This is a genomic window from Pseudomonas sp. R28(2017) (genome assembly GCF_002112505.1).
Classification (GTDB): domain Bacteria; phylum Pseudomonadota; class Gammaproteobacteria; order Pseudomonadales; family Pseudomonadaceae; genus Aquipseudomonas.
Genome location: NZ_NEHW01000005.1, coordinates 341562 through 357171, shown reverse-complemented (window position 1 = coordinate 357171; position 15610 = coordinate 341562). Strand labels below are relative to the sequence as shown.

Genomic DNA, 15610 nt, shown 5'->3' with positions numbered 1-15610 from the left:
AATCCCCCATGCGACTTCTCAATTACCTGGCAGCAGGGTGCCTGGCACTGGCCAGCCTAGCTGCGCAGGCCGAAACCGTCTCCGGGCTCTATCAAGTGCGCGAGCCAGTCGAAGGGCAGGGCGCCGAAGCCCGTACGGCAGCCACTGGCAAGGCCTTCGAGACCTTGGTGCTGCGCCTGACCGGTGACCCCAAGGCGGCGCAGAACCCGGCGCTGGCCGAGCTGCGCAAAGACCCGCAACAGATCATCAACCAAGTTGGCACCGAGGCCGGGCCGCCGGAGTCGGTGCAGGTCGAATTCGACCCCGGCAGCACCGAACGTGCCTTGCGCAAGGCTGGCCTGGCGCTGTGGGGCAGCAACCGGCCCTCCATCCTCGGCTGGTGGCTCAACGACAGCGCCGAAGGCAGCAACCTGGTCGGTGACGGCCAGGCCGGCGCCCAGCCGCTGCGCCGTGCTGCCCAGCACCGTGGCTTGCCGCTGCGCTTGCCGCTGGCCGATCTGCAGGAGCAACTGGTGGCCAACGCCAAGCAACTCGAAGGCAGCGACCCGGCGCCGCTGCGCGCAGCGGCGGAGCGCTACGGCGCCGATGCCCTGTTGGCGGTGCATGCCCAGGAGGCCGATGGCAAATGGCAAGGTAAATGGCAGCTGTGGCTGGGCGAGCAGCGCGAGCAGGGCAGCGCCGAAGGCGCTGACCAGGCTGCCCTGGCGGACGCTGTCATGCTGGCGGTCAGCAGCCGCCTGGCGCCGCGCTACGTGATCAAGGCGGGTGCCAGCAGCCAGTTGCAGGTGCAGGTGCAAGGCATGAACCTGCAGCGCTATGCCGAGCTGAACCGAGTGCTGGAACCCTATGGCCCACGCCTGCAACTGGCCGAAGGCGGCACGCTGACCTATGCGGTCACCGGCAACCGCGAGCAGCTGCGTGCCCAACTGGGGCTGGCCAAGTTGCAGGAGGTGCCGGTCGAGCAGGTGCCGGCTACCCCGGTCACGCCCGCGCCCGGCCCAGGTGCTGCGCCGGGCCAGCCGGCCGCGCCTGCAGCTGTTGCAGTCAAGCCGTTCGACGGCCTGCGATTCCGTTGGTAAGGGGCGCTATCGATGACTGACATGCGTCGCTGGATCGGCTGGGGTGCTGCACTGCTGATTGCCGTGCTTCTCTATAGCCTGCACAACATTCTGACGCCGTTCCTGGTCGGCATCTTGCTGGCCTACCTGGCCGACCCGCTGGTCGACCGCCTGGAGCGCCTGGGCCTGTCACGTACCTGGGGCGTGGTGGTGGTGTTCGGCCTTTTCACCCTGCTGCTGCTGGCCTTGCTGCTGGTGCTGGTGCCGTTGCTGGCCAAGCAGTTGCTGCGCCTGTATGAACTGGCGCCGCAGATGCTCGACTGGCTTGAGCATGTGGCACTGCCCTGGGTACAGGGGCGGCTGGGCCTGGCCGACGGGTTCTGGAAGTTCGACAAGATCAAGGCCGCCATCGGCGCGCACATGGGCCAGACCACCGACATCGTCGGCATGCTGCTGTCCCATGCCACCGCCTCGAGCCTGGCGCTGATAGCCTGGCTGGCCAACATGGTGCTGATCCCGGTGGTTGGCTTCTACCTGCTGCGCGACTGGGACCTGATGATGGCCAAGCTGCGTGGCCTGCTGCCGCGTCAGCGTGAGCCGCAGGTGGTGGGGCTGGCGGGTGAATGCCATGAAGTGCTGGGGGCGTTCGTGCGTGGCCAGCTGATGGTGATGGTCGCGCTGGGCGTCATCTATTCCGCCGGCCTGATGCTGGTCGGGCTTGAGCTGGGCCTGCTGATCGGCATGCTCGCGGGCCTGGCGGCCATCGTGCCTTACATGGGCTTCATCATCGGTATCGGCGCGGCGTTGGTGGCCGGGTTGTTCCAGTTCGGCGGTGATCTGTACCCCATGCTCGGCATCGTCGCGGTATTCATGGTCGGGCAGGCGCTGGAGGGCATGGTGCTGACTCCGCTGCTGGTCGGCGACCGCATCGGCTTGCATCCGGTGGCGGTGATCTTCGCCATTCTCGCCGGCGGCGAGCTGTTCGGCTTCACCGGTGTGTTGCTGGCATTGCCGGTGGCGGCGGTGATCATGGTCCTGCTGCGACATGTGCATGATTTGTACAAGGAATCGGACATGTATGCCGGCGATGTCGATCCGGACCTGTGAGGGTGGGGCTGCAATGCAGCCCCGCAGCAGCGCAACTCGTTGATTTTACTTGTGCTATCCGCCTGCATGATTGTGCGCCCTGCGATGCGGGTATAGACTTTGCACATTGTTCACCAAAGGCCCCCTGCGGTCCCGTCGACCGCCCGCGAGCATGAAACCACCGATCCAGTTGCCCCTGGGTGTGCGCCTGCGCGATGACGCCACCTTCATCAACTACTATCCGGGCGCCAATGCCGCGGCGTTGGGCTATGTCGAGCGGCTTTGCGAAGCCGACGCTGGCTGGACCGAGAGCCTCATCTATCTGTGGGGCAAACAGGGCGTTGGTCGCAGCCACCTGCTGCAGGCGGCCACCCATCGCTTCCAGCAGCGTGGCGAGCCTGCGGTGTACCTGCCGTTGGCGCAATTGCTCGATCGTGGTGTGGAACTGCTCGATTACCTGGCTCAGTACGAGCTGGTGTGCATCGACGACCTGCATGTGATCGCCGGCAAGGCAGACTGGGAAGAGGCGATGTTCCACCTGTTCAACCGCCTGCGTGACAGCGGCCGCCGCCTGTTGCTGGCCGCTTCGGCCTCGCCCCGTGAACTGCCGATCAAGCTGCCCGACCTCAAGTCTCGCCTGACCCTGGCCCTGGTCTTCCAGATGCGCGGCCTGTCCGACGAAGACAAGCTGCGGGCCCTGCAACTGCGGGCCTCGCGCCGCGGCTTGCACCTGACCGATGAAGTCGGCCATTTCATCCTGACCCGGGGCACGCGCAGCATGAGTGCGCTGTTCGACCTGCTCGAACGCCTCGACCAGGCCTCCCTGCAGGCCCAGCGCAAGCTCACCATCCCTTTCCTGAAGGAAACCCTCGGCTGGTAAGCCCCGTAAACACAGGGCTTTGAGGGGCAAAACAAAAAAGTCACATCTTTTTCGATAAAATTTGCAAATGGCCATGATAGAGGGCATAGTTTCACCCTTCTAAAGGATTACAGACACGGTCGTGCCCATGCTGAAGCGCTTCGCACCCCTCGTGCCACTCGCACTCGTGACCCTGCTTTTTGGCTGCGCGGCTCAAGGCCCGGTTTCCCAGCCCCAGGATCACACCCCGGTTGCCTCGCAATCGGTCAACAAGGCCAAGGCTTCGCCATCGTCGGTCTTCGGCGAAGAAGAACAGGCCACCGAAGATGACCTGGAGGCCTTCTCCAGCAGCAAGCCTTATCAGCTCCCGGTGCTGGCAGACAGCATCCTCGAGCGCGGCATGTCGCTGATCGGCACCCGCTACCGCTTCGGCGGTACTTCGGAAGCCTCCGGTTTCGACTGCAGCGGTTTCATCGGCTACCTGTTCCGCGAAGAGGCCGGCATGAACCTGCCGCGCTCGACCCGCGAAATGATCAACGTCGATGCACCGAAGGTGGCTCGCAACAAGCTCAAGCCCGGTGACCTGCTGTTCTTCAGCACCAATGGCCGTGGCCGTGTCAGCCATGCCGGCATCTACCTGGGTGACAATCAGTTCATCCACTCCAGCAGCCGCCGCAGCGGTGGTGTACGCATCGACAGCCTCGGTGATCGCTACTGGAGCAAGACCTTCATCGAAGCCAAGCGTGCCTTGGCCATGGCGCCGACCACCAATATCGCGCGCAACTGATATCAAAATGATGTACCCTGCCACGGCGGCGTAGCTTGTAAAAAGCTCGCCGCCGTGCGCATTTACAGAAAGCGTCTAATCTAAATTCTCAACTCTTTTCGGCTGCGGCCGTTCGGTCTCAGACAGGAAGTTCTGGCCATGGCGATGATGGCGCGCTTCGCATTCCTTTCCCTGGTGGCATTGCTTGCCGCCTGCTCCAGCCGTGCTCCGGCACCGGCTCCTGTGGTGCAGCCGCAGATTACCTACAGCCAGCCCGAAGGCTCGCCGCTCGCCGATGACGTGCTGATGCGCGCGATCGGCCTGGTCGGCACGCCGTATCGCTGGGGTGGCAACACGCCGGACTCCGGCTTCGACTGCAGCGGCCTGATCGGTTACGTGTACCGCGATGCGGCGGGCATCAGCCTGCCGCGCTCGACGCGTGAAATGATCGTCATGCGCGCGCCCACCGTGGACATCAACTCGCTGCAGTCGGGTGACCTGGTGTTCTTCGCCACCGGTGGTGGCTCGCAGGTCAGCCATGCCGGCATCTACGTGGGCGAAGGGCGCTTCGTGCATGCCCCTCGCACAGGTGGCACGGTACGCCTGGATTACCTGTCCAACAGCTACTGGTCCAAAGCCTACCTGCAGGCCAAGCGGGTCATCCCGCAGGGCAACCTGGCGCAAAACCGCTGAGCCTCGTGTAACGCCCCACTGCCCTGAGCGGCCGATTGCGCCGACGGCAGCATACATCTACCTCAATGCCCTCGCTCGGCGGTGCCAGGCTGGTTGCCCGAATGCAACCGCCTGGAGAGGCCATGAGCACAATCGAGCAACGCATGAATCGCAGCCTTGCGGCACTGGACGCCGGGCGCCCCCTGGTGCTCCTGGTAGATGAGCTGCTGGGTGATTACCCCGACCCTTTCCTGCTGGCGAGCGAGCAAGCGCAGCAGATCATGCTCAGGCATACCGGCAGGCAGTTGGATCCCCGGTTCGTCTGGTGGCACCAGTTCAATACCGAAAGCTCCAGTAGCACCAGCTTCACGGGCTGGCGCCACAGTGGGCCGCCTCAGAAGTCGATGGTGATGACTGAACTGGTGATCGAGCGATTCGACCTGCATTTCCAGGACGCATCCGACCAGCTCGATCAGGTGGGGGGCTTTTATTTTCAGGGGCCGCATGCCGCTGAGTACGACGAACGAAACGAAGTCCGGATGCTGGGCAGCGATGTGCAGAAGGCCTTGTGGACGTTGGATTTCGCGGTGCTTTTCCGTGAACAGGTGGAACGGTTCTGGTCCGCCAACGACGCCCGTTTCGCCGTGCTTGCCAAGATCAACCTGCTGGGGCAGGGGGCAAAGGTATTGCGCGACGGCAACATCAGCAGGCTCGATTGGCAGCGTTTGCGCGCCATGGTGGCTGATGATCTCAGCGAAGGTGAACTGCCGACATTGGCCAAGCTTGAGCGTGGCAGCTCAAGCAATGCCCTGGCGATAGACCGTTATGTGTTCGGCGAGGGAGACAGGGGCGGGCTGTTCACCTTTCAGGCCGAGGATGGCCGGACCATGGCCTACCTGCCATGGGCCACTGAAGCGCTCAAAGGGTTTGATTCCGAGCTGATGATGGCCAGTTGGTTGCGAGAGCAACTGCAGGCGGCGGCGACACTGGAGGCGTTCATCGAAGGTTGCCACAGCAACCCGCGCGACAGGGCCGTCAACCAGCTGATTCGCGTTCACCTGCATGGCATTGCTGATAGCCGGACGGATCAGGCCGGGTTGATCGCCTTGTCGCTGTTCAAGCGCCGACTTGATTCCAGCCTCTTTGCCTGGCTGGCCAGCCAGGCCGCCGAGGAAATGCGCCGCAATGCCCTGCTGCTGCAGGACAACAGCAGGCTGCGCAAGGCGATGTGCAGCAGTTATCTGTCGGCATTTCTGGGCGTGTTCGGCGGGCTTGCGCCATTGGGGTGGCCCATGTCGCTGATCCTGCTCGGCGCCAGCATCGGCAAGGTCGGGCTGGATGTCGATGAGGCGTTGCATGCCGTGGATGAGCAGGGGCGCAAGGACGCCCTGCGCTCGGCCATGGTCGAAAGCATCTTCGCCACCTTGAACATGATCGATATCGGTTTCCAGTCGACCCTGACGGCCTTGGCCTACCCGTCACCGCCCCATGAGCAAGGTGTCGTCGTGGAGGACTGGGAGGTCGTGGAGTCCGCCACCTTGCCTCTGCAGGGGCAGGAAAGCAATCGACTGCCCGATACCGTGGCGGCGCGTACCGGGCGCTTGCAAGGCATCAGGGTCCGGGCGGACGGCAGCTGCTGGATCGAGCTCAACGGCTTTACCTACCGGGTGCGCTACAGCCATGAACTCGAGGTGTGGCTGGTGGTACCGGCAGACAATCCGTTTGCTTTCGGCCCGTTGCGGCCTGTGCGCCTGAATGAATTTGGCGAGTGGGAACTGTTGCAATCGCCGCGGCTGGCCGGCGGTGTGCCACCCGAAGTGGAAGGCATGAACAGCACATCGTCTTCATTCTGGGATACCTATACATCCATCAATGCAGAACAGAGCAAGCGCCTTTCCAGCCGTGCCCTGCAACGGCAGAAAGCGTTGCTCAAGCACTGGTCGGTGGCCGAACTCCAGCGCGGCCAGGCCCCCGCCATCGATGCCAACGGGCTGGAGTGCGTCATGGTGGATGGCCGGCCCAACTACTCGTATCGCTACGGCAACGAATACTTCAATGTCCTGATCGAGTACTACACCAGTGACGAATCGAGGGTAAATGATGTTTTCCGCTCAGGTATCTACAAATACGGCGATGAAGACAGCTATATAAACGATCTGGCCGATAGCCTCGGGCAACTGCCCAAGAGCAACGAAGTCACGCTCTATCGCGGTGGGCACCGCTCGCGAGGGACCAGCGGCGAGTTCTATCGCAATGGCCATCTGCGGCTCGGTGATGTGCTGGTGAACACCGATTTCACTTCATTTACCGAAAATCCCTACAAGGTTGCCGAATTCGCTTCCTTGCCTTTCGCCGAGGCTCCAGGCGGGTTGCCGGGGTTGTTCGATGACAGTTCAGTGGTGTTCGAACTGCAAGCCGGGGCTTATCGCGATGCGACGCCGGTCAGTGCATTCTCCATCTACTGGGATGAAGCGGAGTCGATGTTCCTGCCTGGCAACTACTTTCGCATTGATGGCCTGGAGCAGGTCTATGGTGAGCACTACCGTTTCATCAAGGTCACGCTCAGGCAGATCGACGCGCCTGCTTCCGGGCCGATTCACGACTTGCGTACCGGCCTTGCTTTCGACCTTGCTGCCTATCGGGCGCAGTTCAAATCGGCGCAACTGCCACAGCGATTCTTCCCGGCATGACGGCGCACGCGCTCAGGTCACGTCTTCCAGGTCGAGATGGTCGATGCGTTCAAAGCGTTCGATGAGAAAGTCGATCAGGCGCCGTACGCGTGCCGAGAGGTGCAATTGCTGCGGGTAAACGGCATAGACATCGGCGCGGGTGGGTGTCTGGTCCTCCAATAACAGGCGCAAGCGCCCGCTGCGCACGTAGCGGGCGATGTCCCATTCGGCGCGCAGCAGGATGCCGTGGCCCTGCAATGCCCAGTTCAGCGCCACCTCGCCGTCATTGCAGCTTAATGCCCCGCGCACCTTGATGTTCTGGGTACGGCCGCCATTGGTGAAGGTCCACACGCCATAGGGCGATTCGTTCTGGCGCAGGAAAATGCAGTTGTGCTGGCTCAGGTCCGTCAGCTTCTGCGGCGTGCCGTGCTTCTCCAGGTACAGCGGGGAGGCGCACAGCAAGCGGCGGTTGGAGGCGATCTTGCGGGCGTGGAAGGATGCATCCGGCAGGCTGCCGAAACGGATGCCCAGGTCGAAGCCATGGCTGGCCAGGTCCAGCGGATGGTCGCTGATCTCCAACTGCACCTCGATGTCGGGGTGGCGGGCATAGAAGTCGGCCAGTGCCGGGCCGATGTAGCGGCGGCCGAAGCCCAGCGACGCGTTGACCCGGATCAGCCCCTTGGGTTCGGCGCGGTGCTGGCCGATCAACTGTTCCACTTCGTCGACCTGGGCGAGGATCCGCGCCGCATGGGCGAAGTACAGCTCGCCCTCGGCGGTCAAGCTCATGGAGCGGGTGGTGCGGTTGACCAGGCGAATGCCCAGGCGTGCTTCCAGCGCGGCCAGGCGCTTGCTCACCGCAGGGGGTGTCACGCCCAGTTCACGGGCCGTGGCGGCCAGGCTGCCTTGCTTGGCCAGCAGGTGGAAGAAGCCCAGGTCCTGTGTCGGATTCATCATTAACCCACGGTTACTTAAGAGGTGATGCAGGGTTAACTGCTGCCCTGGTTTCACTACATATACTCGCCCCATCCCCGCAGGCACAAGCCCGGCGGGCCACAACAGCATGGGAGTCGAGACATGAACAATTACAAGATCGCCGCCATCCCGGGTGACGGCATCGGCGTCGAAGTGATCGCGGCGGGTGTGGAAGTGCTGCAGGCCCTGGCGGCCAGGCACGGTACCTTCGGCATTGATGTCCAGCACTTCGACTGGGGCTCGGAACGCTACCTGCGTGAGGGCCAGTACATTCCCGAGGGTGGCCTGGCGTCGCTCAAGGCCTTCGACGCCATCTTCTTCGGCGCCGTGGGCAGCCAGCAAGTGCCCGACCATGTGTCCCTGTGGGGCCTGCGCCTGCCGATCTGCCAGGGTTTCGACCAATACGCCAACGTGCGCCCGGCGCGTGTGCTGCCTGGCGTTACCAGCCCGCTGGCCAAGGGCAAGGCAATCGACTGGGTGATCGTGCGCGAGAACTCCGAGGGTGAATACTCCGGCAGCGGTGGCCGGGTACACCCGGGGCTGCCGATCGAGGTGGCCACCGAGGTCTCGACCTTTACCCGCGTGGGCGTGGAGCGCATCCACCGCTTCGCCTTCGAACTGGCCCGCACTCGCCCGGCGAAGCACCTGACCCTGGTGACCAAGTCCAACGCCCAGCGCCATGGCATGGTGTTGTGGGATGAAGTGTTCGCGGACGTGGCCAAGGATTACCCGGATGTGCGCACCACCCGTGAGCTGGTGGATGCCGTGACCACCACCATGGTGCTCAAGCCCGAGCAGCTGGATGTGGTGGTGGCCACCAACCTGCATGCCGACATCCTCTCCGACCTGGCCGCCGCACTGTCTGGTAGCCTGGGCATCGCGCCCACTGCAAACCTCAACCCGAGCCGCGAATTCCCGTCGATGTTCGAACCGATCCACGGCTCGGCCTTCGACATCACCGGCAAGGGCGTGGCCAACCCGATCGCGACCTTCTGGACGGCGGTAATGATGCTTGAGCACCTGGGCGAGGCCGCCGCTGCGCGTGAGCTGATGGCGGCCATCGAGGCGGTGACCGAGAGTGGCCTGCACACGCCGGACCTGGGCGGCAGGGCTACCACCCGCGAGGTGACCGACGCGGTGCTGGCGTTGCTCCGCCGGGGGTAGCGTCTGTCGGTGTTTTTGTAGCGCCTGTAAGATCGAGCGCCGCGCGGGCGGCGCTCGATTCATGCCCTGGCGCAAAAACCAGGCCAGACACCCCGCATATCGATTTGACGCTCCCCGTGCAACCCTCTAACCTTCGCGGCGTGTTTCAGGTGCCCTGCCAGCCCAGACTGGGCAGGGTGAAACTGGGAAGCCGGTGGTCGCCAGCATGGCGCGATTCCGGCGCTGCCCCCGCAACGGTAGGTGAGTAGCGGCCGCGCAGGGCCACTGGGTACAGGTACCCGGGAAGGCGCGCAGGCCTGGGCCGAATGGCCCTCTCACAAGCCCGGAGACCGGCCTGATACTGCCAACGGCATCACGGAGGGTGATGCGCGGTGCACCGTGGCTCCGGCCATGGCTCCTGCGCGTTCTCCGTCTGCTCGCCTACTACCTGTCGCCGCCGTTCGCGTGGCGCCAGACTGCGGAGAACCCTTCATGAGCGAATCCACCGAACGCGACGAACGCCACCTGGCGCGCATGCAGCGCAAGAAGGCGGTCATCGACGAACGCATCGCCAATTCCCCCAACGAATGCGGGCTGCTGCTGGTGCTCACCGGCAACGGCAAGGGCAAGAGCAGTTCGGCCTTCGGCATGCTTGCCCGGGCCCTGGGCCATGGCATGCAGTGCGGTGTGGTGCAGTTCATCAAGGGCCGCAACAGCACCGGCGAGGAGCTGTTCTTCCGCCGCTTCCCCGAGCAGGTGCGCTACCACGTGATGGGCGAGGGCTTCACCTGGGAGACCCAGGACCGCCAGCGTGACATCGCTGCCGCCGAAGCGGCCTGGGCGGTATCGCGCCAGCTGCTGCAAGACCCGGGCGTGCAGTTTGTGGTGCTCGACGAGTTGAACATCGCCCTCAAGCACGGCTATCTGGACCTCGACCAGGTGCTGAGTGACATTCAGGCCCGGCCGCCGATGCAGCACGTGATCGTCACCGGCCGCGCAGCCAAGCCTGAAATGGTCGAACTGGCCGACACCGTCACCGAGATGGGCATGCTCAAGCACGCCTTCCAGGCCGGCATTCGCGCGCAGAAGGGCGTCGAACTGTGAGTGAAGCGCGCAGCTGCCCGGCGGTGCTGATCGCAGCACCCGCCTCTGGCCAGGGCAAGACCACCGTGACCGCAGCCCTGGCCCGCCTGCACCGCAACCTTGGGCGTAGGGTCCGGGTGTTCAAGTGCGGCCCTGACTTCCTCGACCCGATGATCCTTGAACGGGCCAGCGGCGCGCCGGTGTACCAGCTCGATCTGTGGATGATCGGTGCCGAAGAAAGCCGCCGGCTGCTGTGGCAAGCTGCAGAGGAGGCCGACCTGATCCTGATCGAAGGGGTGATGGGCCTGTTCGACGGCACCCCGTCGAGCGCCGACCTGGCCCGCCACTTCGGCGTGCCGGTGCTGGCGGTGATCGACGGCACGGCCATGGCCCAGACCTTCGGCGCCCTGGCCCTGGGCCTGGCACGTTATCAGGCCGACCTGCCGTTCGCCGGCGTGCTGGCCAACCGGGTCGGTAGCCTGCGCCACGCGCAACTGCTCGAAGGCAGCCTGACCGAGGGCCTGCGCTGGTATGGTGGGCTGTCGCGCGAGCGTGGTATCGAGCTGCCCAGCCGCCACCTTGGGCTGGTCCAGGCCAGCGAGCTGAATGACCTGGATGCCCGCCTGGATGCTGCCGCCGAAGCCCTCGGCGCCAGTTGCGATGCCACCTTGCCGCCGGCGGTGGCCTTTGCCGCGCCTGAGCCGAAAGCGTCTACTGCGTCGCTGAGTGGTGTGCGCATTGGTGTGGCGCGTGACGAAGCGTTCGCCTTTACCTATGGCGCCAACCTCGACCTGCTGCGTGACCTGGGCGCACAGCTGGTGTTCTTCTCGCCGCTGCACGATCGTGAGCTGCCGGCCGTGGACAGCCTGTATCTGCCGGGAGGCTACCCCGAGCTGCATCACCACGCACTGGCTGCCAATACACCAATGTGCGAAGCGATCCGTGCCCACCATGCCCAGGGCAAGCCGTTGCTGGCCGAATGCGGCGGCATGCTGTACCTGCTCGATGCCCTGACCGACGTCGCTGGCGAGCGTGCAAGACTGCTGGGCCTGCTGCCGGGGGAGGCGACCATGCAGAAGCGCCTGGCGGCCCTGGCCCTGCAGGCCGTGGAGTTGCCGGAAGGTACCCTGCGCGGGCACACTTACCACCACTCGCTGACCAGCACCGAGCTGGAGCCGATCGCGCGAGGCCTGAGCCCCAATGGCGGGCGGGGCAACGAAGCGGTGTATCGACTGGGCCGGCTGACAGCCTCTTACGTGCACTTCTACTTCCCGTCCAACCCTGATGCGGCGGCGGCGCTGTTGCGGCCATGAGCGATCACGCGTACAGCGCTGCCGAGCGCGCCGCTATCTACCGCGCAATCGGTGAGCGCCGCGACATGCGCCACTTTGCCGGCGGCACGGTCGCGCCTGAGCTGCTCGGCCGGCTGCTGGCCGCCGCGCACCAGGCACCGAGTGTCGGCCTGATGCAGCCTTGGCGGTTCATCCGCATCAGCCAGCGCGAGCTGCGCGGGCGCATCCAGGCCTTGGTCGAAGAGGAGCGGGTGCGTACCGCCGAAGCGCTGGGCGAACGCTCTGATGCGTTCATGAAGCTCAAGGTCGAAGGCATCAGCGACTGCGCCGAAGTACTGGTAGCGGCGTTGATGGAAAACCGCGAGCCGCACATCTTCGGCCGCCGCACTTTGCCGGAAATGGACCTGGCCTCCTTGGCCTGCGCCATCCAGAACCTGTGGCTGGCCGCCCGGGCCGAGGGTCTGGGGCTGGGCTGGGTGTCGCTGTTCGACCCGCAAGCCCTGGCTGCGCTGCTGGGCATGCCTGCCGGGGCCAAGCCGGTGGCGGTGTTGTGCCTGGGGCCGGTCAGCGAATTCTACGCACAGCCGATGCTGGTACAGGAAAACTGGGCGCAAGAGCGCCCCTTGAGTGAAATGCTGTTCGAGAACCAATGGGGAGAGCGCCCATGAGCGTCGCTTTGCTGACTGTGGCCGGCGTGGCCCTCGATGCGCTGCTGGGCGAGCCCAAGCGCCGGCACCCGCTGGTGGGCTTCGGCAACCTGGCGTCGAACCTGGAGCGCCGCCTGAATGCCGGTGGGCGCGGCTGGCGCAGCCATGGTGTGAGCGCCTGGTTCCTGGCTGTGGTGCCGCTGACCCTGGTGGCGCTGATCCTGTCCTGGCTGCCCTATGTCGGCTGGCTGGTGGACGTGCTGGCGCTGTATTGCGCCCTCGGCTTGCGCAGCCTCGGCGAGCACGTGCTGCCGGTGGCCAACGCCTTGCGCCAGGGCGATCTGGAAGAAGCGCGGCGCCGCGTCGGTTATCTGGTCAGCCGTGAAACCCGTGAACTGGACGCGCCAGCGGTCGCCCGTGCCGCCACCGAATCGGTGCTGGAGAACGGCAGCGATGCGGTGTTCGCCGCGCTGTTCTGGTTCGTGGTGGCCGGTGCGCCGGGCGTGGTGCTGTACCGCCTGAGCAATACCCTGGACGCCATGTGGGGCTATCGCAACGAACGCTTCGAGCGCTTTGGCTGGTGCGCGGCGCGCATCGACGATGTGCTGAACTATATTCCCGCCAGGCTGGTGGCGTTGACGTACGCACTGCTTGGCAAGACGCGCCTGGCCCTGGCCTGCTGGCGCAAACAGGCGCCGATGTGGGACAGCCCAAACGCCGGGCCGGTGATGGCCGCTGGTGCCGGTGCGCTGGCTGTCGAGCTCGGCGGCCCGGCGGTGTACCACGGCGAGTTGCACGAGCGCCCGCGTCTGGGTGAAGGGCCGATGGCCGATGCCGAGGCCATCGAGCGCGGCTGGAGCCTGGTGCAGCGTGGCGTATGGTTGTGGGTATTGCTGATCTGCGTGGGAGCCTATGTGAATGCTTGAGCACGGTGGCCGCTTGTTGCGGGCGGTACGGCAATACGGGATCGCGCGCGAAGACTGGCTCGATCTGTCCAGCGGCATCGCCCCTTGGCCATACCCGATTCCGTCGATTCCACTGGACGCCTGGGCCCGGCTGCCGGAAGCCGAGGACGGTCTGGAAGACGCCGCGCGGCGCTATTACGGCGTGCCGCAACTGTTGCCGGTGGCGGGGTCACAGGCGGCGATCCAGGCCTTGCCCATGCTGCGCCCGCTTGGGCGCGTTGGTGTACTGACGCCGTGTTATGCCGAGCATCCGCATGCCTGGCGGCGAGCGGGGCACCAGCTGATCGAACTGGACGAGCGCCAGGTCGAGGCGCAGCTCGATCAACTCGACGTGCTGGTGCTGGTCAATCCGAACAACCCGACCGGGCGGCTCGTGTCGCCTGAGCAGCTGCTGGCCTGGCATGCGCGCCTCGGGCAACGCGGTGGCTGGCTGGTGGTGGACGAAGCGTTCATGGACAACACGCCTGAACACAGTGTGGCTGCTTGCGCCGAGCGCCCAGGCCTGATCGTGCTGCGTTCGTTCGGCAAGTTTTTTGGCCTGGCCGGCGTGCGCCTGGGCTGCGTAGTGGCCGAGCTGCCGCTGTTGCAGCGCCTTGCCGAGCTGCTCGGGCCCTGGACAGTCAGTGGCCCGACCCGGGTGCTGGCGCAAGCCTGCTTTGCCGACCACGCCGCACATCAGGCGCAGATCGAGCGCTGCGCCCTGGCCAGTCAGCGCCTGGCTACGCTGCTGCAGGGTTGTGGCCTGGCGCCTAGCGGCGGCTGCGACCTGTTCCAGTACGTGCGCAACGCGCGCGCAGCCCACCTGCATGACTTTCTCGCCCGCCGCGGCATCCTCGTGCGCCTGTTCGAGCAGCCTGCGGCCGTGCGCCTTGGCTTGCCGGCAAACGCCGCAGACGAGCAGCGCCTGGCCCAGGCCCTGGCCGATTATCAGAAGGAAACGGCATGACCACCCTCATGGTGCAAGGCACCACCTCCGATGCCGGCAAGAGCACACTGGTTACCGCCTTGTGCCGCTGGTTGTTGCGTCAGGGCGTCGGCGTGGTGCCGTTCAAACCCCAGAACATGGCACTCAACAGCGCCGTGACCGCCGACGGCGGCGAAATCGGCCGCGCCCAGGCGGTGCAGGCCCAGGCCTGCCGACTGGCGCCGCACACCGACATGAACCCGGTCCTGCTCAAACCCAACAGCGATACGGGCGCCCAGGTGATCATTCACGGTCGCGCCGTCACCAGCATGAACGCGGTGGCCTATCACGACTACAAGGCCATCGCCATGCAAGCGGTACTGGCCTCGCACCAGCGCCTCAGTGCGGCCTACCCGGTGGTGATGGTCGAAGGGGCGGGCTCGCCCGCCGAAATCAACCTGCGCGCCGGTGACATCGCCAACATGGGCTTTGCCGAGGCGGTCGACTGCCCGGTGATCCTGGTTGCCGACATCAACCGTGGCGGGGTATTCGCCCACCTGGTCGGCACCCTCGAGCTGCTCTCGCCGAGCGAGCAGGCGCGGGTCAAGGGCTTCGTCATCAACCGTTTTCGCGGCGACATCGCGTTGCTGCAGCCGGGCCTGGACTGGCTGCAGCAACGCACCGGCAAACCCGTGTTGGGTGTGCTGCCCTATGTCACCGACCTGCACCTGGAAGCCGAAGATGGCATCGACATTCGCCAGGGCGCCAAGCAGGAGCGCGTGCTCAAGGTGATCGTCCCGGTGCTGCCGCGCATCAGCAACCACACCGATTTCGACCCGCTGCGCCTGCACCCGCAGGTCGACCTGCAGTTCATCGGGCCAGGCCAGCCGATCCCGGCCGCCGACCTGATCATTCTGCCCGGCTCGAAAAGCGTGCGCGGCGACCTCGCGCAACTGCGCGAGCGTGGCTGGGACAAAGCCATCGAGCGGCACCTGCGCTATGGCGGCAAGCTCATCGGTATCTGCGGTGGCCTGCAGATGCTGGGGCGTGAAGTGCACGACCCGCTCGGCCTCGAGGGCGCCGCCGGTTCCAGCCCCGGGCTGGGCCTGTTCGATTACGTGACAGTGCTCGAAGCCGACAAGCAGCTGCGCAACGTTGCCGGCGCCCTGAGCCTGGAAGCCGCACCGGTCGCCGGTTATGAAATTCATGCCGGCGTTACCACAGGCCCTGCGCTGGAACAGCCTGCCGTGCAGCTCGCCAATGGCCGCTGCGATGGCGCGATCAGCGCCGATGGCCAGATCCTCGCCACTTACCTCCATGGCCTGTTCGAGGGCAGCCAGTCCTGCGCCGCGTTGCTGCGCTGGGCGGGGCTGGAACATGCGCAGACCATCGATTACGAAGCCCTGCGCGAACGTGATATCGAGCGCCTGGCTGACCTGGTGCAGACGCACCTGGATACCGCGTACCTGCGAACGCTGTGTGGAGTCGCCTGAC

Annotated in this window: 14 protein-coding genes and 1 riboswitch; of the genes, 13 read left to right on the top strand and 1 reads right to left on the bottom strand. The window is 65.2% G+C overall.

What is annotated here, in order from left to right; translation table 11 throughout:
- The first annotated feature begins 8 nt into the window (after positions 1–8).
- From CAF78_RS11750 to CAF78_RS11725, 6 genes are all read left to right on the top strand, one after another.
- Complete coding sequence (locus CAF78_RS11750; RefSeq protein WP_085675342.1) at positions 9–1079, top strand: DUF2066 domain-containing protein; 1071 nt, start codon at positions 9–11, stop codon at positions 1077–1079.
- 12 nt (positions 1080–1091) lie between these two features.
- Positions 1092–2165, top strand: a complete 1074-nt coding sequence (locus CAF78_RS11745; protein WP_085675343.1) for an AI-2E family transporter — start codon at positions 1092–1094, stop codon at positions 2163–2165.
- 151 nt (positions 2166–2316) lie between these two features.
- Positions 2317–3024 carry a DnaA regulatory inactivator Hda gene (hda, locus tag CAF78_RS11740; RefSeq protein ID WP_008092169.1) on the top strand — a complete coding sequence of 236 codons (708 nt, stop codon included), beginning with the start codon at positions 2317–2319 and terminating at the stop codon, positions 3022–3024.
- A gap of 127 nt (positions 3025–3151) precedes the next feature.
- Complete coding sequence (locus tag CAF78_RS11735) at positions 3152–3790, top strand: C40 family peptidase (RefSeq protein WP_060483695.1); 639 nt, start codon at positions 3152–3154, stop codon at positions 3788–3790.
- A 138-nt stretch (positions 3791–3928) separates the two neighbouring features.
- On the top strand, positions 3929–4462 hold the full coding sequence (locus CAF78_RS11730; RefSeq protein ID WP_085675344.1) for a C40 family peptidase: 534 nt from the start codon (positions 3929–3931) through the stop codon (positions 4460–4462).
- A gap of 35 nt (positions 4463–4497) precedes the next feature.
- Complete coding sequence (locus CAF78_RS11725) at positions 4498–7131, top strand: dermonecrotic toxin domain-containing protein (protein WP_256573872.1); 2634 nt, start codon at positions 4498–4500, stop codon at positions 7129–7131.
- A gap of 12 nt (positions 7132–7143) precedes the next feature.
- Here the strand turns inward: CAF78_RS11725 and CAF78_RS11720 are convergent, their stop codons facing one another.
- Complete coding sequence (locus CAF78_RS11720) at positions 7144–8061, bottom strand: LysR family transcriptional regulator (RefSeq protein WP_085675597.1); 918 nt, start codon at positions 8059–8061, stop codon at positions 7144–7146.
- A 123-nt stretch (positions 8062–8184) separates the two neighbouring features.
- Here CAF78_RS11720 and CAF78_RS11715 point away from each other — a divergent pair, with 123 nt between their 5' ends.
- The 7 genes from CAF78_RS11715 (at position 8185) to CAF78_RS11685 (ending at position 15609) form a co-directional block, all read left to right on the top strand.
- Positions 8185–9246, top strand: a complete 1062-nt coding sequence (locus CAF78_RS11715; protein WP_085675346.1) for a tartrate dehydrogenase — start codon at positions 8185–8187, stop codon at positions 9244–9246.
- A gap of 130 nt (positions 9247–9376) precedes the next feature.
- A riboswitch (cobalamin riboswitch) is annotated at positions 9377–9599 on the top strand.
- 118 nt (positions 9600–9717) lie between these two features.
- Positions 9718–10329 (top strand): cob(I)yrinic acid a,c-diamide adenosyltransferase, encoded by a 612-nt coding sequence (gene cobO / locus CAF78_RS11710; RefSeq protein WP_085675347.1) that lies wholly within the window; start codon positions 9718–9720, stop codon positions 10327–10329.
- Positions 10326–11621 carry a cobyrinate a,c-diamide synthase gene (locus CAF78_RS11705; protein ID WP_085675348.1) on the top strand — a complete coding sequence of 432 codons (1296 nt, stop codon included), beginning with the start codon at positions 10326–10328 and terminating at the stop codon, positions 11619–11621. The genes cobO and CAF78_RS11705 overlap by 4 nt, the downstream gene beginning before the upstream one ends.
- Positions 11618–12268: a 5,6-dimethylbenzimidazole synthase gene (bluB, locus tag CAF78_RS11700; protein WP_085675349.1), complete on the top strand. Its 651-nt coding sequence runs from the start codon at positions 11618–11620 to the stop codon at positions 12266–12268. Before CAF78_RS11705 ends, bluB begins: the two co-directional genes overlap by 4 nt.
- Positions 12265–13173 (top strand): adenosylcobinamide-phosphate synthase CbiB, encoded by a 909-nt coding sequence (gene cbiB, locus CAF78_RS11695; RefSeq protein ID WP_085675350.1) that lies wholly within the window; start codon positions 12265–12267, stop codon positions 13171–13173. The genes bluB and cbiB overlap by 4 nt, the downstream gene beginning before the upstream one ends.
- Positions 13166–14158 (top strand): threonine-phosphate decarboxylase CobD, encoded by a 993-nt coding sequence (gene cobD / locus CAF78_RS11690; protein WP_085675351.1) that lies wholly within the window; start codon positions 13166–13168, stop codon positions 14156–14158. The genes cbiB and cobD overlap by 8 nt, the downstream gene beginning before the upstream one ends.
- Positions 14155–15609: a cobyric acid synthase gene (locus CAF78_RS11685; protein ID WP_085675352.1), complete on the top strand. Its 1455-nt coding sequence runs from the start codon at positions 14155–14157 to the stop codon at positions 15607–15609. Before cobD ends, CAF78_RS11685 begins: the two co-directional genes overlap by 4 nt.
- Position 15610: the final 1 nt, after the last annotated feature.

Excerpts from the sequence above, each read along its gene's own strand:
- cobD (WP_085675351.1), top strand. The coding sequence starts at position 13,166 with ATGCTTGAGCACGGTGGCCGCTTGTTGCGGGCGGTACGGCAATACGGG.
- hda (WP_008092169.1), top strand. The coding sequence starts at position 2,317 with ATGAAACCACCGATCCAGTTGCCCCTGGGTGTGCGCCTGCGCGATGAC.
- CAF78_RS11745 (WP_085675343.1), top strand. The coding sequence starts at position 1,092 with ATGACTGACATGCGTCGCTGGATCGGCTGGGGTGCTGCACTGCTGATT.
- CAF78_RS11685 (WP_085675352.1), top strand. The coding sequence starts at position 14,155 with ATGACCACCCTCATGGTGCAAGGCACCACCTCCGATGCCGGCAAGAGC.
- cobO (WP_085675347.1), top strand. The coding sequence starts at position 9,718 with ATGAGCGAATCCACCGAACGCGACGAACGCCACCTGGCGCGCATGCAG.
- cbiB (WP_085675350.1), top strand. The coding sequence starts at position 12,265 with ATGAGCGTCGCTTTGCTGACTGTGGCCGGCGTGGCCCTCGATGCGCTG.
- bluB (WP_085675349.1), top strand. The coding sequence starts at position 11,618 with ATGAGCGATCACGCGTACAGCGCTGCCGAGCGCGCCGCTATCTACCGC.
- CAF78_RS11735 (WP_060483695.1), top strand. The coding sequence starts at position 3,152 with ATGCTGAAGCGCTTCGCACCCCTCGTGCCACTCGCACTCGTGACCCTG.
- CAF78_RS11715 (WP_085675346.1), top strand. The coding sequence starts at position 8,185 with ATGAACAATTACAAGATCGCCGCCATCCCGGGTGACGGCATCGGCGTC.
- CAF78_RS11730 (WP_085675344.1), top strand. The coding sequence starts at position 3,929 with ATGGCGATGATGGCGCGCTTCGCATTCCTTTCCCTGGTGGCATTGCTT.
- CAF78_RS11750 (WP_085675342.1), top strand. The coding sequence starts at position 9 with ATGCGACTTCTCAATTACCTGGCAGCAGGGTGCCTGGCACTGGCCAGC.
- CAF78_RS11720 (WP_085675597.1), bottom strand. The coding sequence starts at position 8,061 with ATGAATCCGACACAGGACCTGGGCTTCTTCCACCTGCTGGCCAAGCAA.